This is a genomic window from Meiothermus cerbereus, assembly GCF_051297115.1.
GTDB classification, from domain to species: Bacteria; Deinococcota; Deinococci; order Deinococcales; family Thermaceae; genus Meiothermus; species Meiothermus cerbereus_A.
In genome coordinates this window covers 1-23,460 of record NZ_JBEVAL010000009.1, presented here as the reverse complement: position 1 = coordinate 23,460, position 23,460 = coordinate 1, and the positions used below count along the sequence as shown (strand labels likewise).

The 23,460-nt window shown below is 63.9% G+C and carries 19 protein-coding genes; 10 read left to right on the top strand and 9 right to left on the bottom strand.

Annotation, left to right across the window (positions count from 1 at the left end; genetic code table 11):
• The first annotated feature begins 36 nt into the window (after positions 1–36).
• The 6 genes from pyk (at position 37) to ABWU19_RS03310 (ending at position 6,051) form a co-directional block, all read left to right on the top strand.
• Positions 37–1,461: a pyruvate kinase gene (gene pyk / locus ABWU19_RS03335; protein ID WP_435900355.1), complete on the top strand. Its 1,425-nt coding sequence runs from the start codon at positions 37–39 to the stop codon at positions 1,459–1,461.
• 163 nt (positions 1,462–1,624) lie between these two features.
• Complete coding sequence (locus ABWU19_RS03330) at positions 1,625–2,701, top strand: alpha/beta hydrolase family protein (RefSeq protein ID WP_435900354.1); 1,077 nt, start codon at positions 1,625–1,627, stop codon at positions 2,699–2,701.
• 207 nt (positions 2,702–2,908) lie between these two features.
• The gene (locus ABWU19_RS03325) at positions 2,909–3,577 is read left to right on the top strand and encodes an AzlC family ABC transporter permease (RefSeq protein ID WP_435900353.1); all 669 of its coding nucleotides are present in this window, start codon (positions 2,909–2,911) and stop codon (positions 3,575–3,577) included.
• Positions 3,574–3,900 (top strand): AzlD domain-containing protein, encoded by a 327-nt coding sequence (locus ABWU19_RS03320; RefSeq protein WP_435900352.1) that lies wholly within the window; start codon positions 3,574–3,576, stop codon positions 3,898–3,900. Before ABWU19_RS03325 ends, ABWU19_RS03320 begins: the two co-directional genes overlap by 4 nt.
• Before the next feature lies 1 nt (position 3,901).
• Entirely contained in the window at positions 3,902–4,771 is an 870-nt protein-coding gene (locus ABWU19_RS03315; protein WP_435900351.1) for a DMT family transporter, read from the top strand.
• A gap of 104 nt (positions 4,772–4,875) precedes the next feature.
• Positions 4,876–6,051 (top strand): AAA family ATPase, encoded by a 1,176-nt coding sequence (locus ABWU19_RS03310; RefSeq protein WP_435900350.1) that lies wholly within the window; start codon positions 4,876–4,878, stop codon positions 6,049–6,051.
• A gap of 48 nt (positions 6,052–6,099) precedes the next feature.
• Here ABWU19_RS03310 and ABWU19_RS03305 read toward each other — a convergent pair whose 3' ends face one another.
• Positions 6,100–7,110, bottom strand: coding sequence for a polyprenyl synthetase family protein (locus ABWU19_RS03305; protein WP_435900349.1), 1,011 nt, complete (start codon positions 7,108–7,110; stop codon positions 6,100–6,102).
• A 219-nt stretch (positions 7,111–7,329) separates the two neighbouring features.
• Here ABWU19_RS03305 and ABWU19_RS03300 point away from each other — a divergent pair, with 219 nt between their 5' ends.
• Positions 7,330–7,992: a PspA/IM30 family protein gene (locus ABWU19_RS03300; protein WP_435900348.1), complete on the top strand. Its 663-nt coding sequence runs from the start codon at positions 7,330–7,332 to the stop codon at positions 7,990–7,992.
• 24 nt (positions 7,993–8,016) lie between these two features.
• Here the strand turns inward: ABWU19_RS03300 and ABWU19_RS03295 are convergent, their stop codons facing one another.
• The 3 genes from ABWU19_RS03295 to ABWU19_RS03285 form a co-directional block, all read right to left on the bottom strand.
• Entirely contained in the window at positions 8,017–8,589 is a 573-nt protein-coding gene (locus tag ABWU19_RS03295; RefSeq protein WP_435900347.1) for a hypothetical protein, read from the bottom strand.
• 15 nt (positions 8,590–8,604) lie between these two features.
• A complete protein-coding gene (locus ABWU19_RS03290) occupies positions 8,605–13,077 on the bottom strand; it encodes an alpha-2-macroglobulin family protein (protein WP_435900346.1) in 4,473 nt (1,490 codons plus the stop codon).
• Between the two features lie 77 nt (positions 13,078–13,154).
• Positions 13,155–13,910, bottom strand: a complete 756-nt coding sequence (locus tag ABWU19_RS03285; protein WP_435900345.1) for a DUF1175 family protein — start codon at positions 13,908–13,910, stop codon at positions 13,155–13,157.
• 65 nt (positions 13,911–13,975) lie between these two features.
• Between ABWU19_RS03285 and ABWU19_RS03280 the strand changes: the two genes are divergently transcribed.
• Positions 13,976–14,587 carry a lysoplasmalogenase gene (locus ABWU19_RS03280; protein ID WP_435900344.1) on the top strand — a complete coding sequence of 204 codons (612 nt, stop codon included), beginning with the start codon at positions 13,976–13,978 and terminating at the stop codon, positions 14,585–14,587.
• Between the two features lie 14 nt (positions 14,588–14,601).
• Here the strand turns inward: ABWU19_RS03280 and ABWU19_RS03275 are convergent, their stop codons facing one another.
• On the bottom strand, positions 14,602–16,275 hold the full coding sequence (locus ABWU19_RS03275) for a sugar phosphorylase (RefSeq protein WP_435900343.1): 1,674 nt from the start codon (positions 16,273–16,275) through the stop codon (positions 14,602–14,604).
• 213 nt (positions 16,276–16,488) lie between these two features.
• Here ABWU19_RS03275 and ABWU19_RS03270 point away from each other — a divergent pair, with 213 nt between their 5' ends.
• A complete protein-coding gene (locus tag ABWU19_RS03270) occupies positions 16,489–17,166 on the top strand; it encodes a DUF5995 family protein (RefSeq protein WP_435900342.1) in 678 nt (225 codons plus the stop codon).
• A 3-nt stretch (positions 17,167–17,169) separates the two neighbouring features.
• Here the strand turns inward: ABWU19_RS03270 and ABWU19_RS03265 are convergent, their stop codons facing one another.
• The 4 genes from ABWU19_RS03265 to ABWU19_RS03250 form a co-directional block, all read right to left on the bottom strand.
• Positions 17,170–17,445 (bottom strand): metal-sensitive transcriptional regulator, encoded by a 276-nt coding sequence (locus ABWU19_RS03265; RefSeq protein WP_435900341.1) that lies wholly within the window; start codon positions 17,443–17,445, stop codon positions 17,170–17,172.
• A 75-nt stretch (positions 17,446–17,520) separates the two neighbouring features.
• Positions 17,521–19,383 (bottom strand): DNA polymerase III subunit gamma/tau, encoded by a 1,863-nt coding sequence (gene dnaX / locus ABWU19_RS03260; protein WP_435900340.1) that lies wholly within the window; start codon positions 19,381–19,383, stop codon positions 17,521–17,523.
• A gap of 66 nt (positions 19,384–19,449) precedes the next feature.
• Positions 19,450–20,676: a DNA polymerase Y family protein gene (locus ABWU19_RS03255; protein ID WP_435900339.1), complete on the bottom strand. Its 1,227-nt coding sequence runs from the start codon at positions 20,674–20,676 to the stop codon at positions 19,450–19,452.
• Between the two features lie 168 nt (positions 20,677–20,844).
• Entirely contained in the window at positions 20,845–22,089 is a 1,245-nt protein-coding gene (locus ABWU19_RS03250; RefSeq protein ID WP_435900338.1) for an S-layer homology domain-containing protein, read from the bottom strand.
• A gap of 322 nt (positions 22,090–22,411) precedes the next feature.
• Here ABWU19_RS03250 and ABWU19_RS03245 point away from each other — a divergent pair, with 322 nt between their 5' ends.
• A complete protein-coding gene (locus ABWU19_RS03245; RefSeq protein WP_435900337.1) occupies positions 22,412–23,320 on the top strand; it encodes a LysM peptidoglycan-binding domain-containing protein in 909 nt (302 codons plus the stop codon).
• Positions 23,321–23,460: the final 140 nt, after the last annotated feature.

The window sequence follows — 23,460 nt, the reverse complement described above, 5'->3', positions numbered from 1 at the left end:
GGGCAGCACAGGCCAGGATGGCCCGAGAGTAAAACTATGGGACTGCTAAAAAGAACCAAAATTGTTGCCACTTTGGGGCCTGCCTCGAGCGCACCCGAGATGATCCGGGCCTTGATTGAGGCCGGGGTGGATGTTTTCCGCCTCAACTTTTCGCATGGAATGCCCCAGGACCACCGCGAATCGGTACGGATGATCCGGGAAGCCTCGAGCGCCCTTGACCGCACCGTGGCCATCCTGCAAGACCTGCAGGGCCCCAAGATCCGTTGTGGCCGCTTTCGCGAGGGCGCGGTGGAGCTTAAGCCAGGGCAAAAGTTCACCATCACCTCCGAGCCCATCGAGGGGGATGAAACCCGGGTCTCGACCACCTACCGCGGCTTACCCAACGATGTTGCGCCGGGGCAGATGCTGCTGCTGGACGATGGGAATATCCGCCTGCGGGTGGATGAGGTTCGCCTCAACGACATTTACACCACCGTCATTGTGGGGGGGCGGCTGTCCAACAACAAGGGCATCAACATACCCGGGGCCGACCTCTCGATTCCCGCTCTGACCGATAAAGACATCGAAGACCTTGCCCTGGGTGCCGAGCTGGATGTGGACTGGGTAGCCATCAGCTTTGTGCGCAGCCGCGACGACTTACTGCTGGCCCGCCACTATCTGACCCGCCACAGCTCCCGCGCGCGGCTTATGGCAAAAATTGAAAAACCCAGCGCGGTGGCCCGCTTCGACGAAATTCTGGAAGAGGCCGATGGCATCATGGTGGCCCGTGGCGACCTGGGGGTGGAGATGCCGCTGGAGGAAGTTCCTGCGGTGCAGAAGCGCATCATCCTCAAGGCTGTGCAGGCGGGCAAGGCGGTTATTACCGCCACCCAGATGCTGGAGTCCATGATCAAGAACCCCAGCCCCACCCGGGCTGAAGCCTCGGATGTGGCCAACGCCATCTTCGATGGCACCGATGCCGTGATGCTTTCGGCCGAGACCGCAATGGGTCAGTATCCAGTCGAGGCGGTTTCCTTCATGAGCCGGGTAGCCAGGACCATTGAGGCTACCCAGGAGTACAAAGACCGCCTGAATGCTTTGCGCCCACCGGCCAACCGCACAGTGCAGGACGCCATAGCTCGAGCCGTGGACGATGTGGTGGAGTCCACCGGGGCCAAGGCTGTGGTGGTATTTACCGCTACCGGAGGGGCGGCCCGCCGGGTAGCCCGTACCCGGCCACCGGTACCGATTCTGGCCCTGACCCCCAACCCCTATGTGCGCAACCAGCTTGCGCTGGTCTCGGATGTGCTGCCCCTCCTGGCCCCTGACCCCAAAGACACCGACGACATGGTCGAGATTGCGGTAGCCAAGGCCAAGGAGACCGGACTGGTAGAGGTGGGCGAGTATGTGGTGATTGCCGCTGGGGTGCCTTTTGGGGTGCGCGGCACCACCAACATGATCCGGGTGGAGCGGGTAAGCTGAAGTGTGCTGCACGCAAGGGTGCAGAAGGTAAAGGCAAAGGCCCTGCGGGTGGGGCTTTTGTTATTCTGGGGGTCCCGGCTTGAAAGCATACCTGCAAAGCACCCTGAAGAGCCTGGTAATGCCGCTCCTACTCGGCAGCCTGGCAATGGCCCAAGGAGTGAGTGTGAAACGTCCAGATGCACCGCCACTGGCCGCTCGAGGTGGCGCGGCGGTCGGGGTCAAGACCCTGCAACTGACCGACTCGAGCCGGCAACGAACCATCACCGCCGAGGTCTGGTATCCCACCACCGGAACGGAGCAAAGCCTCACCTACCAAGCCCAGGTAGGGCAGACCCCGGTTCGAATTGCCGGACGCGCCAACCGGGATGCCGCACCCGCGGGCGGCCCATTTCCCCTGCTTGTGGCCTCCCACGGGCAGCCTGGAACCCGCTTTCAGTTTGCCTACCTCAACGAGCACCTGGCCAGCTGGGGGTTTGTGGTAGCGAGCCTCGATCACCCCGGCTCGACCTACCAGACCCTTACCCAACAAAACTACATCAGCAGCATAGTGGACAGGCCGCTGGATCTCCTGTTTGCTATCGGCGAGGTGGCCCGGCAGATGCCCAGCGCAGATGCCAGCAAGGTGGGCCTGCTAGGCTACAGCTATGGGGGCTACGCGGTGATTAATGCAGCAGGGGCCGGTCTCGATGGCCGGGCCTTGGGCGAGTACTGCCGTGCTACGAGCAACGAGGGCCCCTGTTTTGCCCTGCCCTTTTTTGCGCAGCTCGAGGCCCAGCGCGGCGTAAGGGTGGTTAAGCCCGATCCGCGCATCAAGGCGGTGTTTGCCATGGCCCCCTACGGCCAGCCCTGGATTGGGGCCCAATCGCTGGCGGGATTCAAGCTGCCGTTGTTTTTGGCGGTAGGGGAGGCCGACGACGTGGCGACCTACCGCCGCGATGCTTTGGAGTACTTCCGCCTGGCCGGCTCGCCAAACAAGTACCTCCTGACCCTGGCCGCCGCCCAGCACAACCCCTTTGTGGAGTGCCCCCTGGAGGTGCGGGGCCGCGAAGAAGACTACTGGCGTTGCTGGGAGCCGGTGTGGGACCAGGAGCGCGCCCACGACCTGACACGGCACTTTGCCACAGCATTTTTCGCACGCTTTTTGCAAAACAACAGCGAGGCAGGGCGCTACTTGAGCCCCAGCTTACCCGGATTCAAACCGCGCACCACCGTAGGGGTCAGACTAGAAGCCCCGAAGTGAACGGGCTGGTCTAAGGGGTGCTTTTTTAGGGTATGTTTGTTGCTGTAGGGCCTGGCCTGTGTGGGGTTGCTGCGCAGCTTGAAGGGTGGGCCTCGAGGGCTGCCAAACAGCTAGCAGCAACGCGGTGCGGCCCAACCTGGCCGAGGAGCAGATGAAGCAATGGCTGTGAACGCCCCCACTACGAATCGGGCAGCTTTTGCACGAGGTATGCTGATGTCGCTGCCGGTCTCGGTAGGCATTGTGCCTTTTGGCCTGGTGACCGGCATTGCGGGCATCAAAGCGGGCCTGAGCGTGACAGAGGTAACCCTGATGTCGGGGCTGGTCTTTGCGGGGGCCGCACAGCTGGTGGCCCTGCAGCTGATGGGCGCGGGAGCCTCAATCTTCTTCGTTTGGCTGGCGACGCTGGTGGTGAACCTGCGCTACCTCATGTACAGCAGCGCCCTGGCCAAGCCCCTGGAAGCCCTGTCCGGGCGCATGAAGTTGCTGGCCGCCTTCCTGATGGTGGATCAGAACTTTGCCCTGGCGCTGGGTGAGTACAAGACCCTGGGCCCGCGTCTGACCCCCTGGTTTTACCTGGGCATGGGCGTGGTGCTCTGGCTCAATTGGGTGGTTTGCACCTTGATTGGGGCGCTGTTGGGGGCGCGTTTGCCCGAGGCCTGGTCGCTGGACTTTGCGGTACCGCTGTGTTTTCTGGTGCTGCTGGTGCCGGCGGTGCAGAACCGGCCCAGCCTGCTGGCGGCCCTGGTGGGGGGGTTGGTCTCTACTGCCCTGATCGGCCTGCCTTACCGCTCGGGGCTGTTTATTGGGGCCCTGGCCGGCATCTGGGCCGGGGTGTGGCTGGAAAATAGGGGCGCAGGACGGGGAGACCTCCCATGAGCGACCTGGAACTCTGGATTACCCTCCTGGGCATGACCCTGATTGCCTTCGCGCTGCGCTATGTGCCGCTGGCGATGCTGGAACGCTTCAGCCTGCCGCCCCACCTGCAACAGGCCCTGCGCTACGTGCCCGCCGCAACCCTGGCTGGGCTGGTCTTCCCCGCTTTGCTCACCGCTGATGGGCAGTGGGCCATCGGGCTGGACAACGAGCGCTTGCTGGCCGGAATTATCGCAGTGGTGGTGGCTTGGCGCTTCAAGAACATCCTGCTGACGCTGTTGGTGGGGATGGGGGCCTTATGGCTGCTGCAATGGATGGGAGTCTGAGGTGCGGCTGGCGACCCTAGCCCCCATCCTTTTTGTGCTGCTGTGGAGCACCGGCTTTGTGGGGGCCAAGCTGGGCCTGCCCTATGCCGAGCCCTTCACCTTTTTGTGGGTGCGGATGGTGCTGGTGGTGGGGCTACTTGGGGGCCTGGCCTGGCTGCTGCGCTCCCCCTGGCCCAAAGGCTGGGCCCTGAACCTACACATCGGCGTCTCGGGGCTATTGCTGCACGCGGGCTACCTGGGTGGGGTGTTTTTTGCCATCTCGAGGGGCATGCCGGCAGGCCTCTCGGCCCTGATTGTGGGCCTGCAGCCCATCCTGACTGCTGTTTTGGCCCAGCTTTTGCTGCGCGAGCGGGTAAACGCGGTGCAGTGGGCCGGGCTTTTGCTGGGCTTGGTGGGGGTGGGGCTGGTGGTAGGGGAGAAGGCCCTGAGCGCTCGCATCCTGCACATCGAGCCCTCGGCTTTTGTGGCCATTGGCCTGGCCCTGCTCTGCACCACCTTTGGCACGCTCTACCAGAAGCGCTTTGCCTCGCAGATGCCGCTGGTGGGTGGGACGGTGGTGCAATATGTGGCTGCTGCTGTAGGTTTATTCGTCTTGGCGCTATTGTTCCGCGAGACCATGCAGATCCAGTGGACGCCGCAGTTTGTCTTCGCCCTGACCTGGCTGGTGCTGGTGCTCTCGATAGGGGCCATTCTGCTCCTGATGTACCTGATCCGGCACAACTCGGCCAGCAGCGTGGCCAGCCTGTTCTACCTGGTGCCCCCGGCCACGGCGCTGGAGGCCTACTTTTTGTTTGGCGAGCGGCTTGGGGGCTGGGCCATCCTGGGCATGGGGCTGGCGGTGGTGGGGGTGGCGCTGGTGGTGCGGCGGTGAGAGGATCCCTACGGCGGGACTTGGCTAAGCCAACCTATACCTACTTATAGAAGGTTATACTCAAAATGTATTATAAGTATTTATAAGTTGATATAATCGAAGCTATGGATCCAATCGCAAACCCATTTTCCCCTGGGGCTGGGGCACCACCGCCTGAGCTGGTAGGCCGCGACCAGATTCTTAGCCAGGCGCAGATTCTACTGGGTCGGGTCAAACAGAAGCGCCCCGAAAAGAGCATGGTTCTGACTGGGCTGAGGGGGGTGGGAAAGACAGTTTTGCTCAACGAGATTGAGCGGATGGCCCGCCAGAACGACTACCGCACCATCCTGCTCGAGGCCCACGAGGACAAACCTTTGGGCGTGCTACTGGCGCCGGGCCTAAGAAACCTGCTTTATGAACTGAATCGTGTTGCAGGCGCTGGCGAGCAGGTAAAGCGGGGTCTGGCAGTGTTGCGCAGCTTCATCGGAGCTATCAAAGTCTCGGTGGGCGAGCTCACGCTTGGTCTGGATATAGAGCCCGCAAGGGGCAGCGCCGATACAGGCGATATCGAGATAGATCTACCCAACCTGCTGGTTGCCATCGGGGAAGCTGCAGAAGACCGCAAGACGGCTGTGGCCTTGCTCATTGACGAGGTGCAATACTTCAGCTCCAAAGAGCTGGGGGCGCTCATTATGGCCATGCACAAACTCCAACAACGCCAGTTGCCGATTGTCCTGGTAGGAGCCGGTTTGCCCATCTTGCCCGGACTGGCGGGCGACTCGAAGTCCTATGCTGAGCGGCTGTTTGCCTTTCCGGAGGTGGGCGCGCTCTCAGAATCCGATGCCATAAAGGCCCTGGCCGAGCCGGCCCTGGCAAAAGGGGTGCGCTTTGAGCCTGCTGCCTTATCCGAGATTTACCGGCTGACCAAGGGCTACCCCTACTTTTTGCAGGAGTGGGGGTATCAGTGCTGGAACCTCGCCGAGCAGAGCCCCATCACCCTAGAAACCGTGCAGGCTGCAACGGCCAAGGTTATTTCCAACCTAGATCAGAACTTCTTCCGGGTGCGCTTCGATCGCCTCACCCCTAGCGAAAAGGTTTTCTTAAGGGCAATGGCCAAACTTGGTCCGGGGCCGCACCGGGTTGGCGACATCGCCGAAACGCTGAAAGTCAAAACCACAAGCCTCAGCCCGGTGCGCGCCAAGCTCATCAAAAAGGGCATGATTTACAGCCCAACCTATGGCGAGATAGCCTATACTGTTCCACTATTTGACCAGTTTATGCGGCGGGTGATACCCGATTGAGAGGGTGATGGATTAGACCGCTTGCTTCACTGCCACACCGCCCATCCTTTACGCCTCGCGCCGAACCAGGCTTTGTAACAGCTCCAACACCACCCCCCCCACTGTGCGCCTGGGGGCCTCGAGCAACACAGGCTTTAGCGCGGCCAGCCCTTCGGCCAGCAGCCGCTCGGCCATCTGCTGGGCATAGGCCACCGCCCCCGACTGCAACAGACGCCGGTGCAGCCATTTCACTTCCTGGGCGGGCTTTTGCTCCCTGGGAATGCGGAGCAAGTCCTCGGCCCTTTGGCGCTCCTCGGCCCCGGCGGTTTGCAAGAAGCGCAGCAGAATAAGGGTGCGCTTGCCCTCCCACAGATCGCCGGCAATTTCCTTGCCGTACTTGCTGGGGTCGCCCCCCAGGTTGAGCACGTCGTCCACAATCTGAAAACCGATCCCGAGCTTCATGCCGGCCTCCTCGAAGACGGCGGGGGGCTCTACCCCGGCAGCCAGGGCGCCCAGCCGCAGGGGGGCCACAGCGGTGTAGTAGGCGGCCTTTTGCCCCACCATCTCCAGGTAGTCGGCTTCCTGCAGGTCGAAGCGCTGGCCTTCCATCCAGGTCATCTCGAGGTGCTGCCCCTGGGCGGTCTGCTCGACCAGCCGGGCAAACTCCAGGAGCACCTGCCGGGGGGCGCTCGAGCGAACCAGGAGGGCCCACTGCAAAGCGTGCAGGGCATCGCCTGCGTTGAGCGCCAATGGCACCCCGTACAGCTTGTGCAGGGCGGGTTTGCCCCGTCGTTCGTCGGAGGCGTCCTCGATGTCGTCGTGGATCAGGGCCCAGTTCTGGAAGAGCTCGAGGGCCGCCGCAATGGGCAGGAGCGGCTGGAGCTCGGCCCCGTAGGCCAGTCCGGTGTAGACCAAAAGCATCCCGCGCAGCATCTTGCCGCCGCGCTCGGGGTAGTCGCGCAGCATCCGGGCGTACTCGGCCAGCTCGGGGCGGTGGGCGGCGTCGGGCCTGGGGAGCGCCTCGAGCAGGTGCTGCTGGATGGCCTCGCGCACCTGGGCTTGGGAGAGGGGAGCGGTCATGCAAAGATACTACGGCGACCCTGGCTTTCCAGCCACATGCACACTTAAACCTTTCCCAAGAGGCCTATACATCACCTGTGCCAGGCCTTATCATATTTTCTCGCAACGGCAGTTGGGCCTGCGCTAAGGGTGAGCATAGCCAGCAAACATTGGGTGTTTGTCAGCGGTTGTGAGCGCCATACTGGTGCGCTACACTGAAGTTCCACAGGAGGCTCAAACATGGGTATTCTTGACCGCCTTTCCCGCTTAATCCGGGCCAACATCAACGACCTCATCAAACGGGCCGAAGACCCCGAAAAGATCATCGAGCAGGCCCTGGAGGATATGCGGGCTACGTTGCGGGACGCTCGGATGGAAGTGGCGGAGGCCATGGCCGAGCTAAAGAAGCTCGAGCGCGAGCAGCAAAACTACGCCGAGCAGGCGCGGGCCTGGGAGCAAAAAGCCGCCGAGGCCCTCAAAGGCGAGCGGGAAGACCTGGCCCGCGAGGCCCTCAAGCGCAAACAGCAGGCCCACGCCCTCGCTGATGGCTTCGCCCAGCAGGTGGCCCAGCAGCAGACCCTGGTCAACCAGCTCACCACCCAGCTCAAGGCCCTGGAAGGCAAAATTCAGGAAGCCGAGGCCAAAAAAGCCCTGCTGATTGCCCGCAAGAAGGGTGTGGAAGCCGCCGAGGCCGTGCGTAAGTTCGAGTCCAAGGTGGATGCCCACAGCGCGGTGCAGGCCTTCGAGGACATGGAGCGCCGCATCGAGGCCATGGAAGACCGGCACGCGGCCCTTTCGGAGCTGGACAAAAGCGATGTGGAGAAAGAGCTCGAGAGCCTGGGCAGCAGCAAGGAAGTCGAGGACGACCTGGCCCGTCTCAAACGCGAGCTGGGGCTGGCATAGGGCACTTACGCAACGTAGGACACCTCACCTAAGCGGGCTGCTCCAGCGATAGGCGGTGGCCATGGCCCGACGGAGGGTCTGGGGGTCAGGTGGGCTTGCCAGGAGGCGCTCGAGCTCAGCCTCGCCGACGGCCTCGAGGGGCGGTGCGGTGGGCTCTTCACCCGCAAAGCGCATGGCCAGCCCCTCGGCCTTCCAGCGGGGCCAGCCCTCGGGCTGGGCCAGGTGAAAAAGCTCGTGGCGCAGGGTGCGCTCCAGGCCCCCCCGCTCCAGCAGAACCCGCAAGCGCTGGGTGTCAATCCGGTGCTTCTGGCGGTTGGCGGCGGCCAGCACAAACCACGGGAGCCTGGTGGCGCGGGTGTAGGACCTCAGGTCGGGGTGGATGACCACGCCGACCCTTGGCGGAAGCGCGTAACCGGCGGCCCGCAAGTCCCGGCGGGCCTTTTGCAAAACCGCAAAAACCTCGCGCAGGTGCGCTGCGTCGGCCTTTGCCGCGACCTGCACCACAAAACCGGGGGCGTGGGCGGTTTGCCAGGTTTGCGCCAGGGCAGGGCCCAGCAGGGCCAGCAAAAGCACCAAAAGACCTGCCGGCGAGGGCATACTTCCCCTGCTCACTTACTCCGTCACCCGCACCTGCTGGGCCGTTCCAACCCCCCGCACCTCCGGCTCGTACATCATCCAGGCCAGGGTGGGCAGCGCGGTGAAGCTGCCGGGGGTCTCGGCCCGCAGCACGTAGGTGAAGGTAACCGGCCCGCTCAGGTAACTGAAGAAGAACCCCACCTGCCGGTCGCGGATCTCCCGCCCATCGAACCAGTAGTTCCAGCCGTAGTAGTCGTCGCCGTAGCGGGAGCGCACCCCGGCGATGCGGAAGGAATCGTCGTTCTCCACCACCACCAGGCCGGCTGGGGTGGGTTCCTCCACCACCACGTAGCGCAGCGCGCCCTGCTCGGGCCGCACGGTCAGGGTTACCAGCACCAGCTCGCCTGCCTTCACCGGGCCCCAGGGGGTGCGCTCGTAGACAAAACGTTCGGCTTTGGCATCGTAGCGGGGGGTGAGCTTCTGGTAGGTGCGGGCCACCCGCAGGCCTCTGGCCTCGGGCTGCAGGTATTCGCGTTCCTCGAAGTAGCTCAGGCTGCCGCTCACATACAGGCGCTGGCTGCCGATGACCTGTATCTCGTTCTCGCCCGCCCTCAAGCCTTCTAAGGTGAGCTCGGCCCCTTTGGCCGGAACCTTCAGGGTCTCTTCTTGCCCATTAACCCGAATCTGCACCGCCTGCTCGCCCGGCTGTTCACCGGTCGCCTTCGCAAGGGCCAGTGCGGCTACCACCACCGCGGCGGTGTCCTTGGTGGAGACCCAGCGGGCCCCTCTGCGCTCCTGCATCAGCCAGTTCACAATCCTGGGAATGGCGGGGTGGTTGGGGTTCAGCTTGGCCAGGGCCTCCAGACCTCGAGCGGTGGCCTCGAGGTGGTCGTCGTTCCAGGCCCAGCGCGGGGCGCGTACTTCCCAGTAGGCGGTGCGCTCGCGCTCGGTCAGCTTGGACAGCAGACCCTCCAGGGCTTGCTCGGCCAGGTTTCGGTTGCCGTTGTGATGGTAGGCCAGCACGATGAGGGCATGGCCGTAGGGGGTGAGGTCGGGTCTTTTCAGGTAGTCTTGCAGGTAGCCAAAGTCCAGCGGCGGGGTCTGCTGATAAGCGGCTCGGCTCAAGTGCGGCCGGTGGGCGTGCTGCCAACCCTTGGGCACACGGACAAACCCCATCCCGATAGAGGAACGTTCTTTGGGCATATACGCGGGCCCGGCCAGGGCAAAGGCATAGGCGGCATAGGCCACCGCATCGGCGGCGTAGGTGTGGGCGTCGGGGCGATTCAGGGTTTTGAGCAGGTAGGCCACGCCCTGCTCGAGCACCTCCTTACGCACCGGGTAACCGGCCTGCTGGGCCTGCAACAGCCCGGTCAGCACATACGAGGAGATGTACACCGAGGAATCGTCGTTTTGCCAGAAGCCCCAGCCGCCGTCCTCGTGCTGGAAGTCGTAGAGCCGTTTGAGGCCGGCGGCCACAAAGTCGTCGAGGTTTTGCTCGAGCTCAGGGGGCAACTGGGCCAAACCCCCCGCCTGTTTGGCCAGCACGCTGGGCAGAAAGCGGCTCATGGTCTGCTCGGAGCAGCCATAGGGGTAGCCGGCCAGGTAGCCCAGGGCGGGGGTTACGGCGGCGGCCAGCGAGGGGGTGAGGTAGAGCCTGGCCTGCGTCTGGCCGAGGTCGGTGCGGGCGGGCAGGCTAAACCTCCAGCTATCCCCCGACTGCCCGGCCCAGCCCATTTCCTGCTTGAGCCCTTTGGGGAAGATGGGCAGCCGGGTGCGCAGGGCATCGGAGGCGGCAGGGGTCAGGGCCGAAGCTTCCAACACAGCAGTGCCGCTTTGCAGGGCCTGCACCCGGTAGCCGGCGGCAGCCCGGCCCCCCGCGGGAAGCTGCGCCAGGGTGGTGGGGGGGGTGAGCAGGCTGAGCCCGCTGGCCTCGAGCCGGAGCTGGCCGGCCTGGCTTTTTTCCAGGTTGTTTTGCCCGATGACCCGTAGGATCGCCTCGTCACCCCGAATCAAGAAGCGGGGGGTCGAGAGGCGGGCAATCACCGGCAGGGTGGTGGTGATGGTCTGGGTGGCTTGCGCCACGCTGTCCGAAAGCGAGATGGCCCGGGCCGTCAGGCGCCACTGGGTCAGGTTGTCGGGGAGGCGGGCCTCCACGCGGGCCTCGCCCTGGGCGTCGGTTTCCACCTCGGGCAGCCAGAGGATGGTATCGCGGAAATCCTCGCGCACCTTGGGGGCAGCCAGCCCCTCCTTGCTCTGTCCAAACACCGCTTTGTCCATGGGGGCTCGAGCTGCCGTACTGGGCGCGGGGGCCACGTTGCCAAAGTAGTAGCCCCCGGCGGTCTGGGTGCCCACCAGGTTGGACCTCAGGCCCCAGAAGAAGGCCCGGATGTCCGGGGCCTTCTCGGAGCGCACCAGATAGATGGCCTCGTCCACCAGGCCCAGCGTGACCTGGCTCTGCACCGGGCGTCCGTTCCTGTCGGTGACTTTGAGGCGGTAGACGGCGGTCTCGCCGGGTTTGTAGGTGGTCTTGTCGGAGGCCACCGCCACATTCAGGAATTTCTCCACGGGCGGCAGCAAGAAGCCCGCCACCTCGCTGTAGTATGCGCCGCCCCCCAGCACTGTAACCGAGAGGTAGCCGTTGGGGGCCATCTCTGGGGTGAGCTTTAGCTCGTAGGTGAAGGTGGAGCCCTGGAAGCGCACAATTTCGGGCTTGCTGAGGCGAGGGCCCTCCAGGTTTACCAGGGCCCAGCCGTCCGAGACCGGCGACTGCACCACAAAGCGGGCCGTCTGGCCCACCCGGTACTCGGGCTTGTCCACGGTAATCTTCAGGCTCTTGTAGTCCCAGTACCAGTACGAACCATCCGAGACCCAGACCCAGTCTTCGGCCTGGGTGGCCCGCCCGGCGCGGTCGCGGGCCTGCACCACCAGGGCATACGAGCCCTGTCTGGGTAGCTTGAGCTGCACGGTGGCCTGGCCTTGGGCGTCGGTGCGCCCCTGGACTCGGGCTCCCGGCTCGCGCTGCTCGCCTTGGCCCCGCACCCAGTAGGCGCGGTTGGCGCTCAGGGTAAAGGGCACCGAGACCGGGTTGCCCTCCAGGTCCTGGGCCCGCACGGTGGCGGTCAGGGTGTCCTGGGTCTGGTAGGCGTACTGGTCGGTGCGGATATCGAGCACGATGCCCGCACGGTAGGCGGTGATAAAACCACTTCCGCTGATCTCCCGCCCGGCCTCGTCGCTCACGCCGGCCTCGAGGGTCAGCCGGTAGTCCTCCCCCTCAGGTCTTAGGGGCACCTCCACCACCAGCTCCCCCTGGGCGTTGAGCCGCCCCTCGCCGCGCTCGACGATCTTGCCCTCGTAGGTGTCCTCGTACGCCTCGCTCTGGTAGAAGCCGAAGCTCGAGACATAGGCAAAGCGGTAGTAGGGCCGCTGGATGAGGGCGTAACTGACCCTGCCACCCGAAACCGGCCCGCCAAACAGATACTCGCCCTTCACCACAAAGCGGGCCTTCTCCCCCTGCACCGCCACGGGCTTCTCGGGGGTCACGCGCACGCTGTACTCGGGCTTGATGAACTCCTGCACCTCGAACTCGCTCGAGTGCGTCTCGCCCTGCACCTGCGCCACCAGGGTATACCCCCCCAGCCGCGCGTCCAGCCCGACGCGGAACTGGCCGGAAAAGCTGCCGTAGCGGTCGGTGGTGAAACGGCCCGAGAACACCTCGTTGTCGTGGTGGTCGTGCACCGCCACCTCGACCGGCTGGCCCACAAGGGGGCGCAGGCCGCTGGCGCTGCGGGCGGTGCCCTTGAAGAACACCGTGTGGCCGGGGCGGTAGACCGGGCGGTCGGTGACCAGGTAGACCCGGTTTTGCTGCTGGCTCCAGCGTTGCCAGTAGGCATTGCTAAAGGCCCAGGAAGTACCCGAGCGGGCCGCCACAAACAGGTTGTCGGTGCCGAGCAGGCTGCTTTGAAGCTGGGCCAGCCCGCCTTCGGCCCGCACCTGCTGCACGATGCGCCTATCTTTGGAAACAAAAATCTGGGCGGTGCGGGGCTGCCCGCTCTCCAGGCTGGCGGTATAGGTCAGTATGCGCTCTGCATCCGACTTAACCACCAGCCCCAGGTTGGTCACCAGCACCAGCGTGGCCGAGGTGGGGCGGGGGGTGCCGATCTGGGCCAGGTACAAGCCTTCAGGCAGGCGACCCAGGCTCACCTCGCCATAGGGCCTGTTCTGGGTACGAAAGACCGGTACGGTGCGTACCGGCGTCAAATCCAGCTCGCGGGTGCGCTGAAAGTCGCGTGGCCCCCCCAGCTCCACCACCTTTTGGGGGTTCTGAATGCGCAGGAGGCGAATCTGGCTGCTGCCGCCTCCGGGCAGGAAATACTCCAGCCGTACCTGCTGGGTGGGGCTGTAGGTTCCACCGCCATACAACTGGGGTTCCGGGCGCTGGGCCGACCCCGGCAGCAAACTCAGCAAAAGTACCCCGAATAGGCTTAGTCCCGCTCGTCCAAAATGCCTCATCTTCACTCGCCTCCCGAATCTTTGCCCCTACACGCGCAAAACATAACAAGACGCTTGTTGCCGACCCACCCTATCCCCTAGTAGCTTGCGATTTTCCAACGGTAAAACCCCAAAAAGTGGGGGTTGTCAGGCCGGGGGTGCCAGTATTTTTGGGGGTGTTTGCCCAGGGTCTGTAAGCTGACCAGCCGTACCTCACCGCCTTCCTGGGGTGCGTAACCCGTGTGGTAGACCACCAGGCCGTTTCCCAAATACACCATGCTGTGATAAGCCGAGCCCCGGGCCAAAGGGCGCACAAAAAACAAGAGGTCGCCGCGCCGGGCTTTGTCCGGGGTGCGGCCCAGGAAGACGCTCGAGTAGCGCATCAGGTACATGGCGCTGGCCCATCCCACCAGGCGGCCTGCTTGCACGTCGTCGGGGCGGTAGGCCCCCGGGGCGATGCGGAAGACCGCACGGCCAATCTGGGGCAGGGGGTAGGCGCTAATGGGGGGGGCCTGCACCCTGGGCAGGTAGGGAAACTTCTGGAACCAGGCCGCAGTCTTTGGCTTAAGGGCTTCAAAAAAGGCAAAACGCAGCAGGCCGGCACAGTCTTGCTCCTGAGGTAACCAGGCGGGTGAGGGGGCGGTGAACTGGGCTTCGGCGATGGCCGCAAACCACTCCAAAAAAGCCTCCCGCTGGGCGCTGCTGTGAAACTCGGCGATGTCGGGATAGCCGTCCTGGTCGAGGTCGGCCAGGTTGGAAGGGGGTGCGGGCAGGGGAGGTGCGGCCAGGGCCAAAGCCCCGGTCAAAACAAACCCCAGAAGCCCTACCCGCGGTATGCTGGCCCAGTGCGTCATGGTTAATTCCGATTGTAGCGCGAGCCGGGGTAAACTGGGGCCAGCTCAAGAAGGTGCGGAAGGCAATGAACGAATGGAGCTGGCTTTGGCCTGGATTGGGGGTTTTCAGCCTGCTGGGCTTGCTGTGGGCAGAGTGGCAGAAGCAGCGCCCGGCTCGAGCCCTCTTCAAATCTCTGTGCTCGTTGGGGTTCCTGCTCTTTGCCCTTAGCCTGGGCTTGGATGGCTTATTTGCCCAGCTCGTCTTTGCTGGGCTGCTGCTTTCGGCGCTGGGGGATGTGCTGTTGCTGTTTGGCTCGAGCCGGGCCTTTCTGGCCGGTTTGGTGGCCTTTCTGCTGGCCCACCTGGCCTACCTGGGGGCTTTTGTGCAGGTGGCTTCGCCGGGCCTGTGGGCTTTGCTGCTGGTGCTGGCGATGGGGTATGGCTGGCTGCGCTGGCTGTGGCCCTATCTGGGAGGCTGGAAGGCCCCGGTGCTGGCCTACGGGGTGGTCATCAGCCTGATGCTCTGGGTGGGGCTGGGTGTGCCTCGGCCAGAGGTGCGGCTGGGAGCGCTCCTCTTCTACCTTTCCGACCTGTTTGTGGCCCGGCAGCGCTTTGTGGTGCAGCAGCCGCTGAACCCCTTGCTGGGCCTGCCGCTTTACTATGTGGCCCAGTACCTGCTGGCCGGGTCGGTGCGCTGAAGGCTGGCCCCGCTTCAAACCAGCCACAGCACGCCATACGGTGGAATCTGCCCGGCAAAGTATTTTCCGCTGATCAGGTCGCGCCCCACCCGCTGGATGGGCTGGGGCTTGGGGGTTACGTTGATGTAGCAGCCCACCTGCCGGTCGCGGTAGCCCCGGATGATACGCAGCACCTCCCTCGAGGCCATGACGGTCTGTGGTGCATTGGGATGAAAAGCCGGGTGCGACGCCCGCACCTTGAGCAGGTGGGTGAAGCGGGCCAGCACCTTGTGGGCGCGCGAGTGGGGATTGGAGAGCAGCCCATCGAGCTCCGGCCCGGTGAACTTGTGCCGGTTGAGGCGGCGGTTGATCCCGCTTTCTTCCAGGCCAGCGTGGTCGGAGGGGGAACCAAAGAGGCTGTGGATGTAGACCCCTGGCACACCCTGCAAGCTCAGTAGAACGGCATTGGCAGCCATGAAGCGGGCAATTTTGAGGTCTTCGTCCTCGTCGCTGTGCGGATGGTTGAGCGCATCAAATAGGGTTAGGCACAGTTCGTAGGGTACTGGGCCCTCCGGGGTGTCCTTGTAGTTGACCCGGCCCCCATGATCCAGGGCTTGCTGCACGATAGCGGCAATTTCCGCCGGTTCCAGAATGCCATTGGCGGGCACCACCCCCAGCCCATCGTGGGAGGCCAGGAAGTTGAAAAAGGTGGTGCGCTCGGAGGGGGGCTCTAGGCCCGCTGCCCAGGCGGCAATTTTGCTGGCATCCCCGGTGCGGAAGGTGTGCAGCACCAGCGGGGGCAGGGGGAACTGGTAGACCATCTGGGCCTCGTCGTGCCCATTCCCGAAATACGAGATGTTGTCCTGGTGTGGGACGTTGGTCTCGGTAATCAGAACCACCTGCGGCGCGGTCGCATCCAGCACCAGCCGCATCAGCTTAACGATGCGATGGGCCCCTTCAAGGTGCATGCAACTGGTTCCGAGCACCTTCCAGATAAAGCCCACTGCATCGAGCCGGATCAGCTGTGCGCCGTTTTGCACGTAGAACAAAAGCGCATCCAGCACCTCTAAAAGCACCTCGGGGTGGGCAAAGTTGAGGTCTACCTGATCGGTGGAGAAGGTCGTCCAGACCAGCTTTTCGCCGCTCTTGCTCTGGAAAGGGGTGAGCAAGGGCAGGGCGCGGGGCCGGAAGACCTGGGAGAGGTCGGTGCCGGGTTCCACCGCGATGAAGTAGTTTTTGTAGCGGGGGTCGTCCTGCAAAAAGGCCTGGAACCACGGGCTCGAGGCCGAGACGTGGTTGCAGACCAGGTCGGCCATCAGGCGGAAGTCCTGGGCGATGGCCCGGATGTGCGCCCAGGTGCCCCACTCGGGCTTGACCTGTTTGAAGTCCACCACGCTGAAGCCATCGTCGGAGGTGTAGGGGTAGAAGGGCAGGATGTGCACCCCGGAGAACACCCCTTGCAGGTGCGCTTGCAAGAAGCGGTGCAGGGTTTGCAGGGGGGCTTCGCCGGCCTGGGTGATCTGGTCGGGGTAGGTGATGAGGATGGCGTCTTTTTCGCTCCAGATAGGCTGGGGCTGGGCGGCAAGATTTGGGTAGCGAGCGAGCAGGGCCAGAAGCCGCTCCCCTACTTCTGACCCCCGGCCGGGGTAGAGGAACTCGAGGTGCGCCCGCATTTTTTGGTGTAGGTCGGGGGTCGGGTTCATGGTCATGCCAGCGGGGTGAGACAAGGACTTGGTTGAAATCTGGCACCAGGGCTATCTCCACAGGTCAGCCCCTTTGCTTTACCAAGTATATGGCCGACATCCAGGAGAACGCACCGCCCATCGGGGCTTGCCGGGGGCGGGGGTGCTGCCTCGAGGCGCAGTGGGCGGTGGCCCAGATTCGGGGACTCGTGTAACCTAAATTCCAGCAGGGGATTCAGCATGTCGGTTGTTGAGCGTATGCAGGCGCAGGTTCGCCGTTGGGAAGAGGCCCACGACCACCGGGCGGTGTTTCTTGGTTGTTATTCCATGATGACCCAGAACATGCTGGTTGCGCTTGACGAGGGTGCGTTTCAAGACCCAGGCTGGGTGAACCGGCTGCTCCACCACTTCGCCGATTACTACTTTGAGGCGCTCGAGGCCTACGAACAAAACCCGCTCACCGCCCCAGCGGTCTGGCAGATTGCCCACGACGGTGGCCAGAGCCCCAACCTGAAAGCCTTGCAGAAACTGCTGCTGGGGGTTAACGCTCATATCAATTACGACCTGGTATTTGCCGTAAGCGACTTGCTGCAAGACGAATGGGCCTTCTTGAGCCCAGGGCAGCGCCAGATGCGCTACGCTGACCACTGCAAGGTGAACGTGATTATTGCCCAGACCATAGACGCGGTACAGGATCAGGTCATCGAACGCTACGACCCCAAGATGGATACGGTGGACCGGCTGATGGGTTCGCTGGACGAGTGGCTGGTTTCGCGCCTGATTACGGGCTGGCGCGACCGGGTCTGGCGCAACGCCCTTGACCGCGTGGCAGCCTCCCAGGCCACGCGTGTGTTGCTGGCCCAGCAGGTCGAAGAGGCCTGTTTGAAGGTTGCCGACTCGATCTTGTTCAGGCCCTAGGGCCTACCCGGCAAACTTACGCAGCATCGCGGCAATCTGCGCGGGTTTTTGGCTGTCGCCCCTGGCGATATCGGTGGCGCAGAGGGTCAGGAATTCTTGCAGAATCAGGGTAGAGGCCGACTCCATGGCCTTCTTGGTGGCGGTCATCTGGGTCAGCACTTCCTCGCAGGGGCGGCCCTCCTCGACCATTTTTTGTAAGCCCCGCACCTGCCCTTCGATCCGGCGCAGGCGCTTGAGAATGCCATCCAGGGTTTCACCGTTGAGGTCGGTGGTGTTCATATAAACACAGTCTATCCGGTTTTCTGGGGCTGTGGGTGATTGCAGATATTTTCGGCCCGCTGCCCGGCGGCGCTTTTAGTCGACCTCCCCCTCGAGGTCGGAAGCTGTGGCCTCGAGGGCTGCCTCGCGCGGGGCCTCGGGATAAAACTTGCGCAGCCTTCCACCAAATAGCCGTACCAGCTTTTGGAAGCGGGGGTCTTCCAGCAGGCTGGCCTCACTACCGGGCTTGGCCTCGGCCTCCTCTGGCACCTCGTCGGGTGGGGGCGCATCAAACGGCGAGGCTTCGGGGCTCCAGGGCTCCGGTTCGGGGGGCTCATGGGCCTCCTGGGGTGCATCGGCTGGAGCTGGCACGGGCTCAGGATTGGGGGACTGGGGCGGCTGTGCGGGTGGCGTGGACGACCGGGTGCTGGCCGGACTCGGCGCTGGCTTGGGGTTGGGACTCGCTGCTGGGCTGGGCGGAAGAGGCCGGGCTGCGGGTTCATCCGCTAGTTTTTTTTTCCCTCCCAGCCTGAGCTCAACTTGCGGGATGCCCAGCACCTCCTGCACGGCCTTCTGGATATCGCTCAGATGCTTTTGTGCGCCCTGGTGGTGGAAGCTTTTTTGTTCCGCAAACAACAAAACCAGCCTGTCCTCTTCGAAGCGGGGCTCGGCCTCGCGCACAAAAGCCCGGATGGTGGTCTTCAGCGCCCCCATGACCCGCCGCCACTCCGAGGCCAGGTCGGCCACGCTTTGCGGGGTGGGGCTGGGGGATGCGGGCGCTTCTTCGCGCGCCACGGGGCGGGGTGGGCGTCCCTCGGGCCTTCTGGGTCTGGGGTCAAAGTCGGGGATGGTCGGGGTGCTGGCTGGGGTGGCCGGGGCTGCTGGGGCAGCGTGCAGGGCCTGAAAGGCGCTCAACACGGCCAGCTCGAGCGAGAGGGCATCGGAGCGCTTCAGGAGGCGCTCCTGGGCCTCGTCCAGCGCGGTCATGGCAGCCACCAGGCGTTCCTCGGGCTGGTTCAGGTAAGGGCCCCGGCCCCCTGGCGCATAGGCGTCAGCCTGTCCCGAAGGGGATCGTCCCAGCCCCATGCGGCCATACAGGCCAGCCCGCAGGGCTTCCAGCAGCCCCTGGGCCAGGGTGCGTGCGGCAAACCCCTGGGTATAAAGCTGCTGGGCCTGCTCCAAGGCCTGGCGGATCTGCCCTTTGTCCAGGGCCTCGGCCAGAGCAAACAGGGCTTCCTGGGGGGGCAGCCCCAGGGCGTCTTCGGTTTGCTTGAGGGTGAGGGGGCCCTCGAGGGTCAGCAGCCGGTCGAGCAGGCTCTCGGCGTCGCGCATGGCCCCGTCGGCCAGCCGGGCCACAAGTTGCAGGGCCTGGGGCTCGGCCTCGCGGCCCAGCCCGGCCAGAATGCGCTCTAACTTCTCCACAATCTCGCTCTCGGAAAGCCGGCGAAAGCGAAAGTGCTGGGTGCGCGAGAGGATGGTGGGGGGCATCCGCTCGGGTTCGGTGGTGGCAAAGATGAAAATCACGTGTGGTGGAGGCTCCTCGAGGGTCTTCAACAGCGCGTTGAAGGCACTCTTGGACATCATGTGGGCCTCGTCGAGAATCACCACCTTGTGGTTGCCCAGGATGGGGGCCAGCAAGATTCGCTCGCGCAGGTCGCGCACGTCCTCCACCGAGTTGTTGGAGGCGGCGTCAATTTCCAGCACATCGGGGTGCCGCCCCTCCCGCACCAGCCGACAGCCCTCGCAAACCCCGCAAGGTTTGGGATCCTGGCTACAGTTGACGGCCTGGGCAATCAGCCGGGCGCTGCTGGTTTTGCCCACCCCTCTGGGTCCCGAAAACAAATAGGCCTGCGCCAGCTTGCCCTGCCGGAGTGCATTCATCAGCACTTCTTTGACATGCTCCTGCCCCACCATCTCGTCGAAGGTGGTGGGACGGGCCTGGCGGTAGAGCGCACTCACGGGTTCTAGCTTAAGGCCCATAGCCCAAAGCGCAAAGCTGGGAAGGGGCAGCAGGCTGCCAGAATGCTAAACATCCGGCAGATCCAGGTCGGGGATGCGGCTGAAGGCGATGCGCGTCACCGCGCTCTGCTCGGTGCGGTGCATGCCAGCAAAGTAGAGGGCCTGGGGGCCATATTTTTCGTTGGCCCGATCCATGGCCTGGGCCAGCCGCAGGAGTTTTTGCTCCGACTCAAACAGCGGCCAGCTTAGCTCGAGCTCGGGAATCAGGTGGCCCAGGGCAATACCCACCTTGTAGGGGGTGCCCTCGAGTTTTTGCTGCCAGAGCTGCAAGCTAACCCGCAGGAGACTCAGGGTGTCCTGGCTGGGCTGGATGCGGCTATGGGCCTCCCAGCTGCGTTTTTCGCCACCATCCAGAAAGCGCACAAACAGGGCTACAGAACCCGCCCAGTACCCTTCGTGCCGCAGGCGGGCAGCCGCACGATGCACCAACCGGGTCAGCACCGCGCGGGCCCCGGCCTCGCTACGAAATACCGGGGGCAGCACGTGCGAGTGGCTCAGGCTGCGCCGCCGGGTAGGGGCTTCGGGCAGGTCGGCCCCGCGCAGGCGATGCCACCAGCTAAAGCCGTGAATCTGACTGCCCCAGACCTGCGCCAGCTGCTGCACAGAAAGCCGGTAGAGCTGCTCCACGCTGGTTACACCGTGCTTGAACAGGCGCTGCTCCATGTTGGGGCCAATGCCCGGCAGGTCGCGCAGGTGCAGCGAATAGAGCCGGTGGGGCAGGTCGGAGAGCTGCAGCAGGGTCAGGCCGTCGGGTTTGTGCATCTCGGCGGCCACTTTAGCCAGGAAGCGGTTGGGCCCCAGGCCCACCGAACAGCGCAGCTCCACCCCCACCTGCCGGTAGATGGCCCGCTTGACCTGCTCGCCCAGCTTCCGGGCGTGGGCAGGCTCTTTTTCCCGGCCCATCAGCTTGCAGACCATCTCGTCAATCGAGAGCACCGCCTCCACCGGCAGTACGCTGTCGACCGCCTGCAGGATCTGGTGATGAATGCGGATGTACTCCTTGGGGCGGGCCTCGACCAGCTCGAGCCTGGGGCACAACAGCCGGGCGTCCTGTACCCGCGTCCCGGTCTTGATGCCGTAGCGCCTGGCCTCGTAGCTGGCGGCGATGCAGCAGGTGGTCTCGGCCAGCATGGGCACCACCGCCACGGGCTTGCCGCGCAGCTCGGGCCGGAGCTGTTGCTCCACCGAGGCAAAGTAGGAATTCATGTCCAGGAACAGGTAGTTGATGCCCATACGAGCCTCCGGGATGGGGGACTGTGCTCACTGATCCGGCTCAGTGTTATGTACATCACATAATATATTTATCATATTTTTGTAATAGCAAATGAGTCGGGCATCTACTGTGGTGCAAAAAAAGAAAGAGCCCCCAGAAGAGGGCTCTTTTTCTCAGGAAAATCGCGATCAGAAGTTCAGTTTAAAGCCTGCCCGCGCTCCCAGGCCAAAGTTGCCGCCGCTCTCGAAGCGGGGGTTGCCTTCCACGAAGAGGCCCAGGGGGCCAAACAGGTTGAGGTCGAGCCCCACCGCGGCGCTGCCGTAGATGGGGTTGGCCAGGGCCGGCAGGAAGCGGGCACCCACGCCCACATAGGGGCTAATCAGCCCGCTGCCGAAGTGGCGCATCAGGTAGGCCTCGAGGCCCAGGGCACTGGTGCTGAGGTTGTAGTCCAGGCCGGCCCGCAGGCCAAAGCCCAGGAACACATCGCGTACGCCCACCATTCCGCTGACGTTCAGGTTGCTGCTGTCGAAGATACCACCGCTCGGCTGAGGGATGATGCCGAGCGCAACGCCCGCGCCAAAGTAGAGGTTGCGGGTCGGAGGGGTGGCCGGTGCAGCCGGGGTTGCGGGTCGCGTTTCCGGCTGCGGCTGGGGGGGCGGGGCGGGCTGTTGGGCCTGCTGGCGCAGCTCGTTGACCTGGCCTTGCAGGGTGGTGACCTGGTTGCTCAGGCCGCGCACCTGCTCTTCCAGGGCGGCGACGCGGGCGGCATCGGGACGGTTGCGAATCTCTTCTTCCAAAGTGGCGATGCGGCGCTCGAGGGCCACCGCATCCTGCGCGGCGGTGGGGGCGGCAGGGGCCTGACTCAAGCGCTGAAGCTGCTGCTCCAGGGCCGCAATACGGGCCTGGAGTTCGGCTGGGGTGGGATCCGCCGGTTGGGCGGGTTGGGCCGGGGCCTGGCTCAGGCGCTGAACCTGCTGCTCGAGGGCCGCCAGGCGCTCCTGCAGGGCGGCTACGCGCTTGCTGGTCTCGATGGCCTGCTTGACCTCGGCCTCGAGCGCGGCCAGCCTACCGGCCTGATCCTGGTTGGTGCGCTCGAGGGCAGCAAAGCGCTGCTGGAGCTGCTGAAGCTCGGGCGCTACCTCCTGTGCGCCCCGCTCAACTGCCAGACGGCACTCAGGGCGGGTGTTCTCGAGGCGGTTGGTCTGGTAGAGCCGGAAGAAAATCAGGGCGGCCTGGTAGCGGGTCAGGTTCTGGTTGCCCCGGAAGGTGCCATCGGGGAAACCCTCGATCAGGCCGCACTGCACCGCAAACTCCACGGCCTGGTGGGCCCAGTGTCCAGCCGGAATATCCCGAAACTGGGTCTGGGCGCTTGCAAATACCCCAAAAAATGTAGCCAACACAAAACTGATAATGGCTAAACGGCTTCTGGACATACAAACCTCCTTTTGGGCTTTTGAAGCCAAGGCTGCCTGGCTCCGTTTCCTACGCTACGCAGCCAAGGTGAGGGGCTACGGTGGCTCTGCTATAACCGAAATTGGGAACCCTATCACCCATTTCATGATTGGGGCGGCGAGGTGTGGCTAAAAAATTTGCTGGAGCCGTGCACCCCACACACAGCGACATCCTGTGTGTGGCTGCCAGGCGGATGCTCAGGCACCGCCGACTGTGGCTCCGACGGCTTTAGCCCGCAGCGCATGTGCGGAACCTTTCATGGAAAGCAAAATAATGAAATTTCGGCGTATACTTACGTTTGGTATGCGTATAATTGCTGTGTTGCCCTGGCTGGTTGCCCTGGTGCTGGCCCAGGCTGGCCCCACCTATACGGTGCAGCGCGGCGACACCCTGTTCTCCATTGCCAAACGCCACGATACCACCGTGGAAATTCTGATGCGGCTCAACAACCTGAGCGACGCTACCCTGAACGTGGGCCAGGTGCTTCAGCTGCCAACCCAGACGGTACAGCACACTGTTCAGCGGGGCGATACACTTTTTTCTATTGCCCGGCGCTATGGCTCCACGGTGCAGGCCATCCAGCAAGAAAACAACCTCGAGGGCACCACGCTTTCGCTCGGTCAGGTGCTGCGGATTCCTCAAGTACGGGTGGTTTCACCCAGCAACCCAGCGCCTACCCCTAACCCGAATCCACCAGGAGGCGTCTCCGCCGGCCTGACCAACCCAACCCCCTTGCCCAATCCCACCCCACCCCAGCCGGCCCCTGAACCTGCGCCGCAGCCCCAGCCCAGCCCGCCCCCCAGCCAACCCCTCGACACCGACTACGACCCCACCCACCCCCTGATTCTGGTGGTGCTCAAATACCTGGGCCTGCCCTATGTGTTTGGGGCCAGCTCCGACCGCGCGGTGGATTGTTCGGCCTTTGTGCAGCAGGTCTTTGCCGAGGTGGGCATCAAGGTGCCCCGCACCAGCCGCGAGCAATGGGCCGCCTTCAGCACCGTACAAGGGGCCATGCGTCAGGGCGACCTGGTGTTTTTTAGCTTTGGGGGCCGCCAGATTGACCACGTGGGCATCTACCTGGGCCGCGGCGTGTTTGCCCACGCCAACAGCTACGGCAGCCGGGTGGTGATCGAAAGCCTGGACAGCCCTTTTTACAAGCGGGTCTACCGGGGGGCCAAACGGGTGGAGGCCTTGTCGGCCCAGCAGCCCTGAGGGCATCTGGGCTCTCAGGTGGGGTTTACCCCGCACAAGGCCCAGGGCTGGCGGGGTTATATAAACCCGATCAAATAATCCCTTCGTGTGCTACTTGACCTTGCCCCCAGGGATGTGAAAAAAGAGGGGGTGCTATGCAT